This is a genomic window from uncultured Candidatus Pelagibacter sp., assembly GCF_943788075.1.
GTDB lineage: Bacteria > Pseudomonadota > Alphaproteobacteria > Pelagibacterales > Pelagibacteraceae > Pelagibacter.
The window spans coordinates 342954-361659 of sequence record NZ_CALSOW010000001.1; the positions used below are offsets into that span (position 1 = coordinate 342954).

The following is an 18706-nucleotide window of genomic DNA, read 5'->3' on the forward strand; positions in this document are numbered from 1 at the left end:
TTTTTCGCAGGTGAAGAAATAATCTCTTAAAATGTCAGATATTAAAAAAATCAAAGATGAATATCTTGCAAAGCTAAACGAGCAATTAGATTTAAATTTAATTAATCAAATAAAAACAGATTTATTTGGCAAAAATGGTCTGATCAGTAATCAATTTAAACAACTTGGAAAAATTCCAGAAGAAGAAAGAAAAAAATTTGCTTCAGATTTAAATATTATAAAAGATGAATTACAAAATTTAATTGCCTTTAAAATTGAAGAGATTGAAAAAAAAGAGATCAATCAAAAATTAGAAAAAGAAAAAATTGATATTACATTGCCTGAGCGTCCAGTCCCTCAAGGTAAGATACATCCTGTTTCACAAGTAATTGATGAGATCTCTTCTATTTTTTCAGAAATAGGTTTTAGTATTGAAGAAGGACCAGATGTTGAAAATGAATATAATAATTTTACAGCACTGAATACCCCTGACAACCATCCTGCAAGAGATATGCATGATACTTTTTATTTAGATGAGAAAAAAGAGCTGTTGTTAAGAACTCATACTTCACCAGTTCAAATTAGAACTATGTTAAACGACAAACCTCCTTTTAAAATAATTGCTCCAGGTAGAACTTACAGATCTGATAGTGATCAAACTCATGCACCAATGTTTCATCAAGTAGAGGGTTTACATATAGATAAAAATATTAATATGGGACATCTAAAAGGATGTTTAAATTATTTTATTAAAGAATTTTTTGAAGTTGATAAGATAAAAATGAGATTTAGACCTAGCCATTTTCCTTTTACAGAACCATCAGCCGAAGTAGATATTGGTTATGAAGTAAAAAATGGAAAAATAATTATTGGTGAGGGAGACAAATGGTTGGAAGTTTTAGGCTGTGGAATGGTTCATCCAAATGTGCTTAAAAATGTAAATGTTAATCCAGATGAGTTTCAAGGTTATGCATTTGGAATTGGAATAGATCGATTAGCAATGCTCAAGTATGGAATTAATGATTTAAGAGCCTTTTTTGATTGTGATTATAGATGGTTAAGTCAATTTGGATTCGACCCAATTGATGTACCTTCAAGTTATAGAGGTTTAAGCAGATGAAGATTACAACAGATTGGCTAAAAGATCATCTAGACACAGATTTTAATGAAAATCAGATAATAGATAAACTTACTGATGTTGGTTTAGAAGTTGAAAGTGTTGAAAAACAATCTGGTGAACTTGATAGTTTTGTAGTTGCAAAAATTATTAAAGCAGAGAAACACCCTAACGCAGACAGACTAAGAGTTTGCGATGTAGATATTGGATCGGGAAACCTTATAAAAGTTGTATGTGGAGCTCCTAATGCTAAAGATGGTTTAATTACAATTTATGCTCCACCTGGTGCGATTGTTCCAAAAAATCAAACGAAACTAGTAGTAAGTAAAATCCGAGGTGTTACCTCATATGGAATGCTATGTTCAGAGTCAGAATTAAACATATCAGATGAAAGTGATGGAATTACTGAACTTCCATTAGACAAATTTGAAAACAAAATTGGAAAAAGTTATTTTCCAAAAAACAATTCTAATGTGATTGATATATCGATTACTCCAAATCGAGCAGATTGTTTGGGAATACGTGGTATAGCTAGAGATCTGGCTGCTGCTGGCTCAGGGACATTAAAAAATTTAAAAGTAAATAAACTTTTACAAGAAGAAAAACAGACAGTTAATGTCAAAATTGAAGATGAGGAAGAACAAGCTTGTACAGTATTTGGTAGTTGTTTAATTACTGGAGTTAAAAATACTGAGAGTCCAGAATGGCTTAAGGAAAAAATCATTTCTATAGGTCAAAAACCAATTTCAGCTATTGTAGATATAACAAACTATGTAATGTTTGATTTAAATAGACCATTACATGCTTATGATGTTGGCAAAATTGATAAAGGAATAGTTGTTAGAAACTCAAAAAAAAATGAGACTTTTAAAGCTTTAGATAATAAGGATTATAAACTTGAAGATGGAATGTGTGTAATATCTGATGCCTCAGGTGTCCTAGGATTAGGAGGAATAATTGGTGGAACTAGATCAGGTACTGAATTAGATACAAAAAATGTATTAATTGAGTCAGCATACTTTTCTCCAAGATCGATTAGAAAATCATCAAAAATTTTGAATATAGATACAGATGCTAAATTTAGATTTGAAAGAGGAATAGACCCGTTATCAATTGAGCAAGGATTAGAAAAAGCTGCAGGCTTAATTAAAGAAATTTGTGGTGGAAAAATAAGTCAATTTGACGTTCAAAAAATCAAAGATTATAAAAAAGAATCTTTAAAATTTGACCCGTCTTTATTTGAAAAAGTTACAGGTATTAAGATTGAAAATTCAGAAATTGAAAAAATTTTAAATAAACTTGGATTTGAAGTTAAAGAAATCGAAAAATCATTTGAATTAAAAATTCCAACTTGGCGACCGGATATTTTTCAGTCAATAGATGTTGTGGAAGAACTAGTTAGAATCAAGGGTTATGATAAAATCAAACTGATTGAACCTAAAAAGATTCGAGAGAAACCAACATTAAATAAAAAGCAAAGATTATTTCATTTTTTACAAAGAGCTGTCGCTTCAAAAGGTTACTTAGAAGCTATTACATGGTCTTTTACTGATAGCAGGATTAACCAATTGTTTATTGAAAATAATAAAGAAATTAAAATAGTTAATCCAATAAGCTCAGATTTAGATGTTTTGAGAAGCTCAATTTTTTCTAATTTGATAATTCATTTAAATAAAAATTTAGATAGAGGATTTAAAGATTTATCAATATTTGAGATAGGTCCTGCATTTTTTGGTGAAAAACCAGGAGATCAGCAAACAGTAATTGGGGGGTTAAAATCTGGAAAATTTTCTAGACAAAATTGGTTAGAAAAAGAGAGATTAGTAGATGTTTATGACGTTAAAAGTGATGTTGTTCAAAGCTTAATGGAAGCAGGATATGATAAAGATAAATTGTATTTTGATACAGAAACACCAAATTATTATCATCCTGGAAAATCAGGTAGAGTATTTCTAAATAGGGGTAAAGAAAAAGTAGTAGCTTTTTTTGGTGATATTCATCCAAGTATTCTAAAAAAAATAGATATCAAAGTTGAAGCATTGGTAGGGTTTGAAATTTTTTTAGATAACATTAAGCAACCAAAAAAATCACTAAAAGATCAAAAAACAAATTTTAAATTTTCTGATTTCCAAAAATCTGAGCGAGATTTTGCTTTTATCCTAGATAAAGGGTTTCCTGTCCAAGAACTTATAGAGGTTATCTCTAATGTGGATAAAAATTTGATTAAATCAGTTAAAGTTTTTGATGTTTACGAAGGTAACAATATTCCAGAAAATAAAAAATCAATTGCTTTAAATGTAACCATACAGTCTTCTGAAAAAACCTTATCAGAAGATGATTTAAATAAGATAAATCAATCAATTATCTCTACAGTAGAGTCAAAAATAGACGCTAAAATAAGATCGTAGTAATGACAAACATTGATCACATTAGAAATTTTGCAATCATTGCTCATATTGATCATGGTAAATCAACAATAGCAGATAGAATTATTCATAGCTGTGGTGGATTGACTGAAAGAGAAATGAAGGCGCAGGTTTTAGACTCGATGGATATTGAGCGTGAAAGAGGTATTACAATCAAAGCTCAGACAGTAAAGCTTAATTACAAAGCCAAAGATGGTAAAAATTATATCTTAAATATTATTGATACACCAGGTCATGTAGATTTTAGTTATGAGGTTAGTAGATCTCTTTATGCTTGTGAGGGCTCGATTTTAATAGTTGATAGCACTCAAGGAGTAGAAGCCCAAACACTTGCAAATGTATATCAAGCTTTAGATATAGATCATGAGATAGTACCAGTTTTAAATAAAGTAGATCTTCCAGCTTCAGATTTAGATAGAACAAAAAAACAAATCGAGGAAGTAATAGGTATAGATACAGAAAGTGCAATTCCTTGTTCGGGTAAAACAGGAGAAGGCATTGACGATATTTTGGAACAAATTATTACAGCTTTACCTGGCCCAAGAGGTGAAAGTTTAGGAGATTTGAAGTGCTTATTAGTTGATAGTTGGTACGATACCTACTTAGGAGTCGTTATTCTAGTTAGAGTTATTGATGGAAAGATTTCAAAAAATATGAAAATTAAAATGATGTCAACTAATCAAGAATATATTGTTGAAAAAGTAGGTGTATTTACTCCAAAAGCTACAGATATCAACGAATTAAATGCTGGAGAAATAGGTTTTATAACAACTGGAATAAAAGTTTTATCAGAAACAAAAGTTGGTGACACTATATGTGATGCTGCAAAACCTTTAACAGAAGCGCTTCCTGGTTTTAAACCTAGTAAGCCTGTTGTTTTCTGTGGTTTATTTCCAGTAGATAGTTCTGAATATCAAAAATTAAAAGATGGTTTAGCCAAACTACAATTGAATGATGCAAGTTTTTCATTTGAGCCTGAATCATCTTCAGCATTAGGACTAGGTTTCAGATGTGGGTTTTTAGGATTGCTTCATTTAGAAATTGTTACAGAAAGATTAGAAAGAGAATTTGATGTAAACTTGTTAACAACAACTCCAGGGGTAGTATATAAAGTTTATATGAATAGTGGAGATATAATTGATCTCCAAAATCCATCAAGTTTACCAGATCCAACTTTAATTAAGTTAATTGAAGAGCCTTGGATAAAAGCAACAATAATTACCCCAGATGAATATTTGGGCTCAATTATGAAAATGTGCCAGGATAAAAGAGGAATACAAACCAATTTAAGTTATTCAGGAAATAGGGCTGTTGTAAATTATGAATTACCCTTAAACGAAGTAGTTTTTGATTTTAATGATCGTTTAAAATCTATGACAAGTGGATACGCTAGTTTTGATTATGAAATTATTGAACATAGAGAAGGAGATTTAGTAAAACTTGGAATTTTAGTTAATGCTGAGCCAGTGGATGCTTTAGCAATGATGATCCATAAAGATTTTGCTCAAAGAACTGGAAGAGAAGTTTGTGAAAAACTAAAAGATTTAATACCAAGACATAATTTTATGATACCTGTTCAAGCTGCAATTGGAGGAAAGATAATAGCTAGAGAAACTATTAAAGGTTTTAAAAAAGATGTTTTAACTAAAATTCATGGTGGTGGAGCTACAGACCGAAAAAGAAAACTTCTTGAAAAACAAAAAAAGGGTAAGGCTAGATCAAAACAATTTGGAAGAGTAGAAATTCCTCAGGAGGCATTTATTGGTGTTCTCAAGATTTCAAAAGAAAAATAATTGGAGAGGTGGCCGAGTGGTTGAAGGCGCACGCTTGGAAAGCGTGTAAAGGAGCAATCCTTTCATGGGTTCGAATCCCATTCTCTCCGCCATCAAATAAGCCTTTATTTATAGTATTAATTAACCCATTTTGACTCAATTAAGTGAAGATAAATCAGCATTTTTTATAAAAAATGTTATAATTTTTTTTTCCAAAAATTTAAAAAATGACAAATAAAAATACATATCAAGCAGACTCCATTAAAGTTTTAAAAGGTCTTGAAGCGGTTAGAAAAAGACCAGGAATGTATATTGGTGATACAGATGACGGAACTGGTTTGCATCATATGGTTTATGAAGTTGTTGATAACTCTATAGATGAAGCTTTAGCAGGCCATTGTAAGAATATTAATGTAAGAATTAATCCAAATGGAACCATCACAGTTAATGATGATGGCAGAGGAATTCCTGTTGATATGCATAAAGGAGAAAAAAAATCAGCAGCAGAAGTTATCATGACACAACTACATGCTGGTGGTAAATTTGATCACGACTCATACAAAGTTTCAGGTGGGCTACATGGAGTTGGAGTTTCAGTTGTTAATGCTTTGTCAGAGTCATTACAATTAGAGATAAGTAGAGATGGAAAGAAACATTTTATAGAATTTAAAAATGGTGAAGCAAAAGCACCATTGAAAGTTACTGGAAAATCTAAAGAAACTGGTACACAAATAACATTTTTGCCATCAAAAGAAATTTTTTCCTCTATAAAATTTAGTGCAAATATTCTTATAAAAAGAATGAGGGAGTTAGCATTCTTAAATAAAGGTATTAAAATAATTTTTACAGATGCTAGTTTAAAAAAAGAGAAAGTATCCGAGTTTAAATTCGATGGTGGTGTACTTGAGTTTGTAGATTTTCTTGATGAAAAAAGAGAAAAACTACAAAATAAAAATGGGAATGATTTATTTAAAAAACCAATTTATATAGAAGGAAAAAAAGATAACATCGAACTTGAGTGTTCTTTAAAATGGAATGGAAGCTATGCTGAAGATATTTTTCCTTATACTAATAATATTTATCAAAAAGATGGTGGAACCCATTTACTAGGTTTTAGAAGCGCATTAACTAGAGTTGTTAACAAATATGCAAATGAACACAATTTACTCAAGAAAAATAAATTGGCGATCTCAGGAGATGACATTAAAGAGGGACTAACGTGTGTACTATCTACTAAAATTCCTGATCCCAAATTTTCATCTCAAACAAAAGATAAACTAGTTTCATCAGAAGTAAGGATGATTGTAGAAACTGTTGTAAATGAAAAATTATCTATATGGTTTGATCAAAATCCATCAGTTGCTAAAATAATTTTAGCAAAAGTTATTCAAGCTGCAATGGCAAGAGATGTAGCTAGAAAAGCGCGAGAAAATGTAAGAAGAAAAGGTGCCTTGGAATTGAGTGGCCTTCCTGGAAAACTGGCTGATTGCCAAATAGGAAAACAAGATGGTACAGAATTGTTTATTGTAGAGGGTGACTCAGCGGGTGGATCAGCTAAACAAGGTAGAAATAGATCCAATCAAGCAGTTTTACCTCTTAGAGGTAAAATTTTGAATACTTATGTTGAGGATTTAGCAACTAAAAAGAATGGCAATGGTGATAGCTCAGAACAACAAAGAACTAAAGCTTTGTCAAAAATGATATCATCCAATGAAATAGTTACTTTAATTAATGCATTAGGTTTAGATCCAAAGGTTCAAGAAATAGATTTAAAAGATCTTAGATATGGAAAGATTATTATTATGACGGATGCTGATGTAGATGGATCCCATATCAGAGCCCTTCTATTAACTTTTTTTAATAATAAACCATTTAATAAATTGATTGAAAATGGACATGTATATTTAGCCCAACCTCCATTATTTAAAATAAATAAAGGAACAAAAGGAATATATATTAAAGATGAAAAAGAATTAGAGGATTATATTGTTAATAATAACAAAGAGTTGAAAAAATTAAAAAGAGGATCAAAAGAGTTTGTAAAAGAATTAGATTTAGAAAAATCAAAAATGAATATTCAAAGGTTTAAAGGATTAGGAGAGATGAACCCAGAAGAGTTGTGGAGCACAACGCTTGACCCTGAAACAAGAAATCTTTTACAAGTACAGTATTCAAAAGATCTTAAGAAAGATCAAAGTTTAATACACACTTTAATGGGAAATGATGTTGCTCTGAGAAAAGATTTTATAATTTCTAACGCAATTAATGTACAAAATCTAGATATTTAATAATGAAGTTCTTTGAAACTTCAAAATATCATTTTTTTAAAAAATCAACTTATATTAGTTTAAGATGGATTGGTATTGTTGGACAATTAATATCAGTTAACTTTGTCTATTTTTTTTTAAATTTTGATTTTAATTTTATCGTTTGTAACTTAATAATATTTTTGGGGATTTTAAGTAATCTATTTTTAATCTTTATATATAAAAAAACACAATTATCAGATAGGTCAGCTTTTATCTTTTTAGTAATAGATATTTTGCAACTAGGTGCTCTGCTTTATTTAACAGGAGGAGTAGCTAATCCATTTAGTATCTTTTTATTAATACCAAGCATTTTTTCATCATCAAATCTAAGTTTTAAAACTAATTCTTTATTAGTATTGCTTACAGTGTTCATAATTTTTATACTTACATTTTATTCATTAGAATTACCGTCCCCAATTAGTGATCATTTTCATGTTAGTGAATACTATTTTTACTCAATTCCAATAGCTTTAATAATTGCTTTGATTTTTTTAAATTATTTAGCAATGTCATTTGGAACACAATCTAGATTAAGAAGAGAAGCATTAGCAAAAATGGAAGAAGTGATGGCTACTGAACATGAGCTTTTATCTTTAGGAGGTCAGGCCGCTGCAGCAGCTCATTCACTAGGAACCCCTTTATCTACAATTAAGATTATTGCTCATGATTTAGAGAAACAATTTAAAAATCAAGATGATATTAAAAAAGATATAGAATTGCTGTCTAGTCAGGTAGAAAGATGTAATGAAATTTTAAAACGATTAACCTTAAATCCTGTAGAAGAAGATGATTTCATTGATAAAGATCTTTCTATGAAAGATTACTTAAGTGAAATTATATCTTCATTTAAAGAGATTAGCCAAAAAAATTTTATTTTTAATCATGATCAATTTTCAAATCTAAAAAAAATAACCAAATCTATAGAAATAGTATATGGCCTTAGAAATTTTATTGGAAATGCCAATAAATTTTCAAAAGAGGCAATTTATATAAATTTAAAAAGTGATAGTGAAATTACAGAAATTACTATTGAGGATGATGGCAATGGCTATCCAAAAGATGTTCTATCAAAAATTGGAGAACCATATTTAAGGTCAAAAGATCTCACTGAAAAATCAAAAGCAGGTTTGGGGTTAGGTTTATTTATTGGAAAAACACTTTTAGAAAAAAATTTTGCCTCAATCAATTGTAGAAACTCAAAAACTAGAAGTGGTGCAGAAGTGATTATTAAATGGAAAAATAAAGATTTATTTAATATTTAATGAAATTTTTTTTTAGTTTCAAACAAAGAGCTTAATTGAGATATCATAACATCCCCTAATTCATTTACATCAGTGATTTTTATTGCTTTATCATAATATCTTGAAACATCATGACCAATACCAATTGCTAAAACTTCAATTTCAGTTTTGGTTTCTATGAATTTAACCATCTTCTTGAGATGTTTTTCTAAAAAATCCCCGGAATTTACTGAAAGAGTGGAATCATCTACTGGAGCACCATCAGAAATTACCATCATAATTTTTCTTTCTTCTTTTCTCTTCTTGATTCTATTGTAAGCCCAAGAAATAGCTTCTCCATCAATGTTCTCTTTTAATAGACCTTCTTTCAACATTAGTCCTAAATTATTTTTAGCTTGTCTCCAGTGAGTATCAGCTCCTTTGTAAATTATATGTCTTAAATCATTTAGTCTTCCAGGAGTTTTGGGTTTTAAATTTTTATTCCAAAGCTCTCTACTTTGTCCACCTTTCCAATTTTTTGTTGTAAATCCTAAAATCTCAACTTTAACCGAGCACCTCTCTAAAGTTCTAGATAATATATCTGCACATATTGCAGCTATCGTAATAGGTCTTCCTCTCATTGATCCAGAATTATCGATTAATAAAGTTACTATTGTATCTTTAAAATCTAAATCTTTTTCTTTTTTAAATGATAGTGAATTATATGGGTCCATAATAATTCTTGGTAACTTTGAACTATCAAGTAACCCTTCTTCTAAGTCAAAATTCCATGCCCTATTTTGCTTTGCTAGCAACTGTCTTTGTAGTTTATTGGCAAGTTTGGTTATTACATCTTGAAACCCTACTAGTTGCTGGTCTAATGTTTTACGAAGTTTTGCTGCTTCATCTGTATTTTCTAATTTCTCGGCTTTTGTTATTTCATCATATTGAGTTGTAAAAACTTTGTAATCTAAATTAATATTATCAAGAGTTTTTTGAACAATTTGTTCTGAGCTTTGTTCATCTGACTCAGTGTCTGAAAGTTGTTCATCTAGATTAAATTCATCAACATTATAATCAGCGTCTAAACTGGCTTGGGTTTCCTGATCATTATTCTCATCTTTATTATCCTCTTTATCTTTGTCCTGATCATCATTTGAGGGATTGTCTTGCCCTTGATCTTGATTCTCTTCTTTTTTTTCTTCATCCTCTTCACTTTGAAAAATATCCATTTCTTCCAAAATTTGAGAAAATCTTGAGCTATAGTTCTCTTGATTTTCTAAATTATCTTCTAAAAATTTTTTATGTTTTTCTACTGATTGTTCAAAGTCTTTTTCCCAAAAATTTAACATTTTTGTTGTTAATGGGTTTAATTTTATTTGATGAAAGTTTTTTAGCATATATAGCTCAAAGGCTTCTGTTACAGACACATCTTCTTTCGTTTTTAATTGGTCTTTTCTTTTTGTATTAATTATGTGTGAGTAATTTTGATGAAAATTTTTTTCAATCCCTTTAAGCATTTTGCCACCTAATACTTCATACCTTATTTTTTCTGCTATATTGTATAGAGATCTTGAGGATGTATTAGATGGTAGATTTTTTCTATAAATAGCATCATTGGAAAATTTTTTTTTTAAAGCAGAAGAATCAGTTTCAGCACGTAATTTAATAAAATCACTTGGCTTAGTTAGATTGTCAATTTCAATTAAATTTAAATCTTTTTTTTTATCATTTTCTGATGATTTATCTTTAAAATCAAAATCATCTGAAATTACTTTTGCCGTCGAAGTTAATGCAATTCTAAATTTTTCTTTTAAACTAGTTATCCTATCACTCATTTAAATTTGAATATTCATCAACGACTCAGGTAGCTCTTCACCAAAGCATCTTTGATAATATTCTGCGATAGTATTTTTTTCAATTTCATCACACTTGTTAAGGAAAGTTACTCTAAAAGCATAACCTGTATCTTTAAAAATCTCTGAGTTTTCGGCCCAATGCATTACAGTTCTTGGACTCATAACTGTTGAAATGTCACCTGCAATAAATCCTTTTCTTGTCAAGGAAGCTACTTTTATCATATTAGCAACTTTTTCCTTACCTTTTGCATTGTTTAGATTTTTATTTTTTGCCAAAACTATATCTAATTCTCTTTCAAGGCCAAGATAGTTAAGCGTTGTTACGATATTCCATCTGTCCATTTGACCCTGGTTTATCTGTTGAGTACCATGATAAAGACCTGTGGTATCACCCAATCCAACAGTATTAGATGTAGCAAATAATCTAAAAAATTTATTCTGTTTAATAACTTTATTTTTATCAAGAAGAGTAAAGTTACCTTCGGCTTCCAAAACTCTTTGAATTACAAACATTACATCTGGTCTACCAGCATCATACTCATCAAAAACAAGTGCAACTGGATTTTGTATAGACCATGGCAAAATACCTTCGTTAAATTGTGTAACTTGTTTTCCATCTTTAAGAACTATTGCATCTTTTCCTATCAAATCTATTCTACTAACATGGCTATCTAAATTTACTCTTATACAGGGCCAGTTTAACCTAGCAGCTATTTGTTCTATATGAGTTGATTTTCCTGTGCCATGATATCCTTGAACCAAGACTCTTTTATTGTAGGCAAATCCAGAAATAATTGCCATTGTAGTGTCTCTATCAAATTTGTAACTTTTGTCTATTTCAGGAACGTACTCATTTTTTTTTGAAAAGGCATCTACTTCCATTTCAGAGTCGATTCCAAAAGTCTGTTTTAATGAAACTTTTATATCAGGTTGAATGTTAAGATTTGGTGTCAATTTTATCTCTATAAGTATTTTTAAGCTGCGTATAAGCTAAAGTAATTAATTTAAGTTTTTCTTCATATTTTTTATTACCAGCATTTATATCTGGGTGATATTTTTTGACAAGCAATTTGAACTTATCTTGGACTTTTGTCCACTTCAATCCTACAGAAATTCCCAATATACCAAAGGCTTTAATATCTTTGTGATTAAATTTAAATTGACGCATATGATCATAGTCACCGTTAATTTTATCTTTATCTAATTCATCTCTTAAAGTGTTATTCCAAAGAACTTTGAAGAAATTATCAGAAGAGCTGAAGCTTTGTGTGGGTTTATGCCAAATCATATCTGATTTTAAGAAATCTAAAACTTGATCATCATTCATTCCTGAAAAATAATTCCAATTTTTATTGAATTCTTTCACGTGCTCTAGACAAAGCATTCTATATTTTTTACTATTATCTTTTTCAACAGGAGCTCTGTAATCACCAATTTCATTACAATTATTCCAGTCGCAAATATTTTTCATGATGTATAATAAGTTAAGTTTATGGATATAAATGAGTTAATTGCAATTGTAAAAAAGAAACTTACTGATCAAATTGATATTGGCAGTATTGAAATAGAGGATAAGTCTTTTCTTCATAAAAATCATTCAGGCAATCAAGAGGGGAAGTATCATTTGAAAATTATTTTGATTTCAAGTGAATTGAAGGCCTTGAATAGAATTGAAAGTAATAAAAAAATCTATAAAATTTTGGATAAAGAATTAAAAGAGTGTATTCACTCAATACAAATATTAATTTCTTAATTCACTTTTTAGAAACTCAGACAAATTATTTTTTTCGTATTCTCTATTAATAATTGGATGTCCTATTTTTTTTAGTAAAACTAAATTAATTTTATGTGAATTGTTTTTTTTATCCTTAGTCATAAAAGATAATATTTTTTTTAAATCTTTAATTTTAAAAAATTTTTTTATTTTTGATGGCAAATTTGCTTTTGAAATATGCATTAAGATTGAGTCACAGTCTTTTTTTTGAATTAAATTATTTTTTAAACTAAAATTTAATGCACTTTGCATACCAAGTATTACAGCTTCACCATGATTAAGTTTTTTTGAATAACCTAAAGAAGCTTCATAAGCATGAGCAAATGTATGACCAAAATTTAATATTTTTCTTAGCCCTTTTTCGTTTTCATCTTTCTCCACGACATTTTTTTTTATTTTACAACTTTCGTATATAGCTTTTTCAATAAATGGAGATGAAAGTTTTAAAATTTTATCACTGTTTTTATCTAAAAAATTATAAAAACTTTTATTAGCTATTAATGAATGTTTTAAAATTTCACCATAACCACAAATTAATTCTCTTTTTGGTAATGTTTTTAAAAATTTAACATCTGATATAACTAAGTTGGGTTGATAAAAACTTCCGATTAAGTTTTTTCCATATTTAGAGTTTACCCCTGTTTTTCCACCAATCGATGAGTCGACCTGAGATAATAGAGTGGTTGGAATATTGATAAATTTTAATCCTCTTTTAAATAGACTAGCTGCAAAACCACTTATATCACCTGTAATTCCTCCTCCGATAGATATAACGCAATCTTCTCTTGAAAAATTTTTGTCAAGTAAGGTATCTAAGATTTTATTAACACTACCAAAATTCTTGTTAATTTCATTTGCTTTAAAAAAATGAACATAAATTTTTTTTGTATGAAGAGATTTTTTTATCTTTGAAATAAATTGCTTAGAGATATTTTTGTCAATAATGAGTAAACATTGTTTAAAATTAATTGAGTTTTCTTTTAAAATTTTCGATACATTGGCTACTAAATTAGAACCAATAATAATTGAATATTTTTGAGTTTTGGTATTAATTTTTAATTTAGTGAGCTTCATAATTACTTAAAACTTTTTTAACAATTTCACTTTTAGACATTTTATCACATTTAATTTCATATAATGCTTTAGAATAAATGTTAGATCGTTTTTTTATTAAATCAATCAATTCATTTTCTGTTGCATTGAAAGCGAGGGGTCTTTTTTTGCTATTTTTAATTCTATCTAATAATATTTCATGATTCCAGTTTAGCCAAAAAGAAACATGGTTTTTGAGAATTTCTTTTCTAATAACTTTGTTCACAAATGCCCCTCCACCAAGAGATACCACAATTGAATTCGTTTTTAATACTCTAAGAGTTATTTTTTCCTCACATTTTCTGAAATAATCTTCACCTTTTGTTTCAAATATTTTTGATATCGATACACCCAACTCTTTTTCAACCTCCTTATCTACGTCTATGAATTCAACTTTTAATTTTTTTGCAACTAGCGAACCAATAGAGCTCTTTCCAGATCCCATCATACCTAAAAATACAAGATTTTCTTTTGATTTCATAAGTTTCTTTATTGAAAAAACACAAATATGTCTTAATTTGAAATTAATTAAAACTATATGCAATTCAATCAAAATACAAGTTCAGGCAAAGCCAATATCATTGGTATAATTATTAAAACCATAATTAGTCTTGCAGTTATTTTGGGAGTTGCTTTTTTTATAAGTAAAGTTGATTTTCCAGCTCCAAAAAAAGAAATAGAAAAAATTATTCCAAATGAAAATTTTAAAATTGTTAAATAAGAAAAATTTATCAATTATAATTATTTCTCTACTGTTACCTTTATTTTCAACTGCAGAAGAAAAACCTGTAGATATTTGGAATATAGATAAGCAAGAAACTGAGACTATTTCAGAAGAAAATTTATCCTCAGGAAACTCTGAAAAAAAATTTCAAAGTAATATTTATAAAATGCAAGTTGATAAAAATCAGGACTCTATAATGTTGGACAGTGATTTAACATCTAAAACGATAAAAATAGCAGGTTTGTATGATCCACAAGATTATGGCTTAAGTATAGATATGTGGACAAATTCTGATGGTTCAACATTAAAAAAGCTTTTTAAAAATATTGATAGGCATGATCTTTCAAAAGATGCTTCTGAAATTTTAAATATTTCATTATTAACAAATGCTTATTATCCAGATCAAAATATTACAGATAAAGATTTTATTGAATTCAAAACAAGATGGCTTATTAAAAATTCTGATTTAGAATTAATTGAAAATTATCTTATTAAGAATCAAATTTCAAACCAACATCCAGAACTCATGAAATATATAGTTGATAGATATTTATCTAAATCGGATGTTAAGAAGTCATGTGAAATCTTTTCTAAAATTAAAGAACCTTTAGAAAATGAGTATTTATCAAGATTTAATTTATACTGTTTAATTAATTATGGAAAAAATGAGGAAGCTCAATTAATTTTAGACTTAAAAAAAGAACTAGGTTTTGAAAATGAATACTATGAAAATAAGATTAATTATTTATTTGGATATTTAGATGAAGCGAATAAGGATGTTTCGGAAAATTCTATTTTAGATTTTCATTTAGCTCATCGAACAAATCCAGATTTTGCATATGAACCAAACAAAGATACGCCCAAGTTGATATGGAAGTATTTATCATCATCTAACTTATTATATAAAATTCAAGATGTAGAAATTACAGATATAGAAAAAATTTCAACCATTGAAAGAGCCACACATGATAAAAATTATTCAGAAGAAAAGTTATTTGAATTTTATCTAAGATTTCAATTTAATATAAATCAGCTTTTAAATACAAAAGAGTCTTATAAATCTCTTTCTTCCATCGAAGGTAAAGCTTTAGTGTATCAAAGATTACTTTTATCAGAAGAGCCAAAACTAAAACTTCAATTAATAAAAATCCTAAAAGATATTTTTGAGTCTGAAGGTATAGGAAACGCTTTTGATGAAGAGCTCAAAAAATTATTAAAAGAGATTGATGAAGCAGATGTCCCTTCAAATTTTACTACTTTTTATAAACAACATGCGACAAATGATAAAATCATTAATAAAAAAATTAAATATAACAACAAAGTATTACACCAATCTAAATTGATAAATTACTTTAATGGAGATTATGCAAAATCAAAAATTGAAGAAGATTTAAATAAGTTTTTAAAAAAGATAAAAAAAGATAAAAAATACTTTCTATCCAAAAAAGATATAATTTTTCTTGAGGCTTTAAAATCAGATGGAATTGAGATCCCAAAAAAATATAAAAATTTATATACAATTAATAAATCAGAGATGCCTTTAGATATTCAAAAAATGATTGATAATGAGGAAATTGGAGCTGCATTACTAAGAATTACAGAAGTTATTGGACCAGAAAAAATTGAAGATATAGATGATGATACAGTTTATTTTATAATTAATACACTTAACCAATTAAATACTGATTTAATTAGAAATAAACTTTTGTTAAAAATTCTTCCTTTAAAAGTTTAGAAATTATAATAAAATAATCTGTAATGACTGTGAAAACTATAGTAACCGAACCAAATAAAATACTTAGACAGATTTCAAAACCTGTTGATAATGTTGGTAAGGAAGAACAAGATCTAATGGATGATATGTTGGAAACGATGTATGATGCTAATGGCATAGGTCTTGCAGCAATTCAAATAGGTATCCCAAAAAGAATTATTGTAATGGATATAGCTAAAGATGAAAAAAGAGAACCTAGATATTTTGTTAATCCAGTTATTGTAAATAAAGATCCAATTAAAAAAACACATGAAGAAGGGTGCTTATCTGTACCAGAACAATTTGCAGAAATAGATAGACCCAGTAAATGTGAAGTAGAATATCTTGATTATAATGGGAAAAAACAATTGTTGAAAGCTGAAGGCTTGCTTGCAACATGTATTCAGCATGAAATGGATCATTTAGAGGGAATATTATTTATTGATTATCTATCAAAATTAAAAAGATCCATGATTATAAAAAAGCTATCTAAATTAAAATCGAATACCGCAGTAATTTAATTGATGGCAAAAAAGATAGTTTTCATGGGTACACCAATGTTTGCTGTGCCTATTTTAAAATCATTGTATCAAAATGGTTATCCAATATCAGACGTATATACACAACCTCCTCAAAAATCACAACGTGGACAAAAAATTAATAAATCACCCATACAAGGGATTGCCGAAACGTTAAGTTTAGATTTTAGAATTCCAAAATATTTAAAAGATAATAGTGAAGAATATGATTACTTTAAAAGTATAGAGGCTGATCTTGCAATAGTTGTTGCTTATGGACAAATCATTCCTAAAGAATTTTTAAGTTTAACTAAAAAGGGATTTATTAATATCCATGCATCTTTATTGCCAAAATGGAGAGGTGCAGCGCCCATACAAAGATCAATAATGAATCTTGATAAAGAAACAGGTATTAGTGTTATGAAAATAGCTGAACAACTTGATACAGGCCCAGTCTGCAATACTTATAAAATAAATTTAGAAAATGATTTAAATGCAAGTGATATAGCTGACAAACTATCATTAATAGCAGCTGAGAAGATATTAGATAATGTGGATAATATTTTGGAGGATAAAGCAAGTTTTATTGATCAAGATCATTCAAAAGCAACGTATGCATCTAAAATTCAAAAAGCTGAAGGTGAAATTAATTGGAATGATGAAGCAAGAATTATTATTGGAAAAATAAATGGTTTATATCCTGTGCCAGGTGCTTTCTTTATATACAAAGGTGAAAGATACAAAATTTTAAAAGCGGATATTGGTAATGGGATTGGAAAGCCAGGGGAAATTGTTTCTGATTACTTAGAGGTTGTTTGTGGTGACAAGCAAACAGTAAAGATTAAAGAGATCCAAAGACAAGGAAAAAAGCCTCAAAATATTGGTGAATTTATGCTTGGTTCGCAAATAAAAAAAGGTGCAATTATATAAATGGCCAGGTATCAATTACTTATTGAATATGTGGGCACAGATTTTAGAGGGTGGCAAATTCAAAAAAAAGGATCGACTATTCAAGGACTTATTCAAGAAAAACTCACAAAACTTCTAAAAGAAAAAATAATTTTAAATGGTTCAGGCAGAACTGATACTGGTGTACATGCCATTGAACAGTCTGGTCATTTTGATAGTAAAAATGAGATTATAGATTTAACAAAGTTTTTAAAATCAATTAATCATTTTTTAAATGATAAAGGTGTGGCTATTAAAAAAATAAGAAAAAGAAGTAATAAATTCCATTCGAGATTTTCTGCAAAACAAAGGATTTATAAATATATAATCTTTAATCAGATAAGTGCTCCTGTAATTGAAAAAAAGAGAGGATGGCACGTAAGAAAACAATTAGACTTAGATTTAATTAAAAAAGGAGCTAAGAAATTAGTTGGAACTCATGATTATTCTACTTTTAGATCTTCAAGTTGCCATGCAAAAAGTCCTATTAAAACAATCAAATCAGTGAAAATTAAATCATCAAAAAATAGAATAGAAATAGAATTTAAGTCACAATCTTTTTTACAACAACAGGTCAGATCTATGGTTGGTTGTTTAAAATATTTAGGTGAAAAAAAATGGGATTTAAAAAAATTTAATAAAGTTTTTAAATCGAAGAGAAGAATTCTTTGTGCTCCACCAGCTCCACCTGAGGGCCTTTTTTTAATGAGAGTTATTTATTAATTTATTTTTGTTTTTCATGGCAAATTTTTTATTAATTCGCCATCTTGACTCTGCTCTTACTATATACCCACAACAATTTTTAGATTTACATTTACACGGAAATTGTTTGTAATTTTCATCATAACCAAAACCATAATCACAAGTAAGTTCTTCACCTCTTTTAATATCTCTTATAGCTTTCACCCATAATTTCAAACCTTTACCATCATAGTCACAATTATTACTACATGAATGATTTATTAATCTTGCAGTATTCCATGAAAAATCACCATCAAGGTCGTATTTGTTATTGATTGTAAATAAATATATAGGTTTGCTATTATCGTATTTATCAGACTCTTCCGTTTGTTTTTTGGTGATCAATTTACCTATGTAATCTATTATTTTTGTACCTTCTTTAATATCTTTAGTAGCGTATAGACCTCTACCTTTTTTATCGATGTCTGACTTTTTAATTCTATAAGCTTTCATACAAGTTTTTTAGAGTTTATA

Annotated in this window: 17 protein-coding genes and 1 tRNA gene; 12 read left to right on the top strand and 6 right to left on the bottom strand. The window is 28.4% G+C overall.

Translation table 11 applies throughout. The annotated features are described in order from the left end of the window. Nucleotides 1-31: 31 nt before the first annotated feature. The 6 genes from pheS to Q0X98_RS02005 all read left to right on the top strand — a co-directional run bounded on the left by pheS (nucleotide 32) and on the right by Q0X98_RS02005 (nucleotide 8865). Entirely contained in the window at nucleotides 32-1099 is a 1068-nt protein-coding gene (gene pheS, locus Q0X98_RS01980; RefSeq protein WP_297680909.1) for a phenylalanine--tRNA ligase subunit alpha, read from the top strand. Next, the gene (pheT, locus tag Q0X98_RS01985; RefSeq protein ID WP_297680911.1) at nucleotides 1096-3504 is read left to right on the top strand and encodes a phenylalanine--tRNA ligase subunit beta; all 2409 of its coding nucleotides are present in this window, start codon (nucleotides 1096-1098) and stop codon (nucleotides 3502-3504) included. The genes pheS and pheT overlap by 4 nt, the downstream gene beginning before the upstream one ends. Before the next feature lie 11 nt (nucleotides 3505-3515). Continuing rightward, complete coding sequence (lepA, locus tag Q0X98_RS01990; protein WP_297681098.1) at nucleotides 3516-5315, top strand: translation elongation factor 4; 1800 nt, start codon at nucleotides 3516-3518, stop codon at nucleotides 5313-5315. Nucleotides 5316-5317: 2 nt separating this feature from the next. Beyond that, nucleotides 5318-5407 (top strand) — tRNA-Ser (locus tag Q0X98_RS01995). Nucleotides 5408-5521: 114 nt separating this feature from the next. Beyond that, nucleotides 5522-7582, top strand: a complete 2061-nt coding sequence (locus Q0X98_RS02000; RefSeq protein ID WP_297680913.1) for a DNA gyrase subunit B — start codon at nucleotides 5522-5524, stop codon at nucleotides 7580-7582. Between the two features lie 2 nt (nucleotides 7583-7584). Next, nucleotides 7585-8865, top strand: a complete 1281-nt coding sequence (locus Q0X98_RS02005) for an ActS/PrrB/RegB family redox-sensitive histidine kinase (RefSeq protein WP_297680916.1) — start codon at nucleotides 7585-7587, stop codon at nucleotides 8863-8865. Here the strand turns inward: Q0X98_RS02005 and Q0X98_RS02010 are convergent. From Q0X98_RS02010 to Q0X98_RS02020, 3 genes are read right to left on the bottom strand one after another with little or no spacing between them, the layout of a single operon-like run. After that, a complete protein-coding gene (locus Q0X98_RS02010) occupies nucleotides 8862-10661 on the bottom strand; it encodes a cobalamin biosynthesis protein CobT (protein ID WP_297680918.1) in 1800 nt (599 codons plus the stop codon). The genes Q0X98_RS02005 and Q0X98_RS02010 overlap by 4 nt on opposite strands. Next, complete coding sequence (gene cobS, locus Q0X98_RS02015) at nucleotides 10662-11636, bottom strand: cobaltochelatase subunit CobS (RefSeq protein WP_028036198.1); 975 nt, start codon at nucleotides 11634-11636, stop codon at nucleotides 10662-10664. After that, complete coding sequence (locus tag Q0X98_RS02020; RefSeq protein ID WP_297680921.1) at nucleotides 11620-12153, bottom strand: DnaJ domain-containing protein; 534 nt, start codon at nucleotides 12151-12153, stop codon at nucleotides 11620-11622. Before Q0X98_RS02020 ends, cobS begins: the two co-directional genes overlap by 17 nt. Nucleotides 12154-12174: 21 nt before the next feature. Between Q0X98_RS02020 and Q0X98_RS02025 the strand changes: the two genes are divergently transcribed. Continuing rightward, entirely contained in the window at nucleotides 12175-12435 is a 261-nt protein-coding gene (locus Q0X98_RS02025; protein ID WP_297680923.1) for a BolA family protein, read from the top strand. Here the strand turns inward: Q0X98_RS02025 and aroB are convergent. Further along, nucleotides 12424-13530, bottom strand: a complete 1107-nt coding sequence (gene aroB, locus Q0X98_RS02030; protein WP_297680925.1) for a 3-dehydroquinate synthase — start codon at nucleotides 13528-13530, stop codon at nucleotides 12424-12426. The genes Q0X98_RS02025 and aroB overlap by 12 nt on opposite strands. Further along, the gene (locus Q0X98_RS02035) at nucleotides 13517-14029 is read right to left on the bottom strand and encodes a shikimate kinase (protein WP_297680927.1); all 513 of its coding nucleotides are present in this window, start codon (nucleotides 14027-14029) and stop codon (nucleotides 13517-13519) included. The genes aroB and Q0X98_RS02035 overlap by 14 nt, the downstream gene beginning before the upstream one ends. A 57-nt stretch (nucleotides 14030-14086) precedes the next feature. Between Q0X98_RS02035 and Q0X98_RS02040 the strand changes: the two genes are divergently transcribed. From Q0X98_RS02040 to truA, 5 genes are read left to right on the top strand one after another with little or no spacing between them, the layout of a single operon-like run. Then, nucleotides 14087-14269 carry a hypothetical protein gene (locus Q0X98_RS02040; protein ID WP_297680929.1) on the top strand — a complete coding sequence of 61 codons (183 nt, stop codon included), beginning with the start codon at nucleotides 14087-14089 and terminating at the stop codon, nucleotides 14267-14269. After that, the gene (locus tag Q0X98_RS02045) at nucleotides 14244-16007 is read left to right on the top strand and encodes a hypothetical protein (protein WP_297680931.1); all 1764 of its coding nucleotides are present in this window, start codon (nucleotides 14244-14246) and stop codon (nucleotides 16005-16007) included. Before Q0X98_RS02040 ends, Q0X98_RS02045 begins: the two co-directional genes overlap by 26 nt. Before the next feature lie 23 nt (nucleotides 16008-16030). After that, nucleotides 16031-16546 carry a peptide deformylase gene (gene def, locus Q0X98_RS02050; protein ID WP_297680933.1) on the top strand — a complete coding sequence of 172 codons (516 nt, stop codon included), beginning with the start codon at nucleotides 16031-16033 and terminating at the stop codon, nucleotides 16544-16546. A 3-nt stretch (nucleotides 16547-16549) separates the two neighbouring features. Then, nucleotides 16550-17473, top strand: coding sequence for a methionyl-tRNA formyltransferase (fmt, locus tag Q0X98_RS02055; protein ID WP_297680934.1), 924 nt, complete (start codon nucleotides 16550-16552; stop codon nucleotides 17471-17473). After that, the gene (gene truA / locus Q0X98_RS02060) at nucleotides 17474-18214 is read left to right on the top strand and encodes a tRNA pseudouridine(38-40) synthase TruA (RefSeq protein ID WP_297680936.1); all 741 of its coding nucleotides are present in this window, start codon (nucleotides 17474-17476) and stop codon (nucleotides 18212-18214) included. Here the strand turns inward: truA and Q0X98_RS02065 are convergent. After that, on the bottom strand, nucleotides 18194-18685 hold the full coding sequence (locus tag Q0X98_RS02065) for an SET domain-containing protein-lysine N-methyltransferase (RefSeq protein WP_297680938.1): 492 nt from the start codon (nucleotides 18683-18685) through the stop codon (nucleotides 18194-18196). The genes truA and Q0X98_RS02065 overlap by 21 nt on opposite strands. Nucleotides 18686-18706: the final 21 nt, after the last annotated feature.

Bases quoted from the DNA above. Each gene is read 5' to 3' on its own strand.
- pheS (WP_297680909.1), top strand. From the start codon at position 32: ATGTCAGATATTAAAAAAATCAAAGATGAATATCTTGCAAAGCTAAAC.
- pheT (WP_297680911.1), top strand. From the start codon at position 1,096: ATGAAGATTACAACAGATTGGCTAAAAGATCATCTAGACACAGATTTT.
- Q0X98_RS02000 (WP_297680913.1), top strand. From the start codon at position 5,522: ATGACAAATAAAAATACATATCAAGCAGACTCCATTAAAGTTTTAAAA.
- Q0X98_RS02005 (WP_297680916.1), top strand. From the start codon at position 7,585: ATGAAGTTCTTTGAAACTTCAAAATATCATTTTTTTAAAAAATCAACT.
- Q0X98_RS02010 (WP_297680918.1), bottom strand. From the start codon at position 10,661: ATGAGTGATAGGATAACTAGTTTAAAAGAAAAATTTAGAATTGCATTA.
- Q0X98_RS02020 (WP_297680921.1), bottom strand. From the start codon at position 12,153: ATGAAAAATATTTGCGACTGGAATAATTGTAATGAAATTGGTGATTAC.
- Q0X98_RS02025 (WP_297680923.1), top strand. From the start codon at position 12,175: ATGGATATAAATGAGTTAATTGCAATTGTAAAAAAGAAACTTACTGAT.
- aroB (WP_297680925.1), bottom strand. From the start codon at position 13,530: ATGAAGCTCACTAAATTAAAAATTAATACCAAAACTCAAAAATATTCA.
- Q0X98_RS02035 (WP_297680927.1), bottom strand. From the start codon at position 14,029: ATGAAATCAAAAGAAAATCTTGTATTTTTAGGTATGATGGGATCTGGA.
- Q0X98_RS02040 (WP_297680929.1), top strand. From the start codon at position 14,087: ATGCAATTCAATCAAAATACAAGTTCAGGCAAAGCCAATATCATTGGT.
- Q0X98_RS02045 (WP_297680931.1), top strand. From the start codon at position 14,244: ATGAAAATTTTAAAATTGTTAAATAAGAAAAATTTATCAATTATAATT.
- def (WP_297680933.1), top strand. From the start codon at position 16,031: ATGACTGTGAAAACTATAGTAACCGAACCAAATAAAATACTTAGACAG.
- fmt (WP_297680934.1), top strand. From the start codon at position 16,550: ATGGCAAAAAAGATAGTTTTCATGGGTACACCAATGTTTGCTGTGCCT.
- truA (WP_297680936.1), top strand. From the start codon at position 17,474: ATGGCCAGGTATCAATTACTTATTGAATATGTGGGCACAGATTTTAGA.
- Q0X98_RS02065 (WP_297680938.1), bottom strand. From the start codon at position 18,685: ATGAAAGCTTATAGAATTAAAAAGTCAGACATCGATAAAAAAGGTAGA.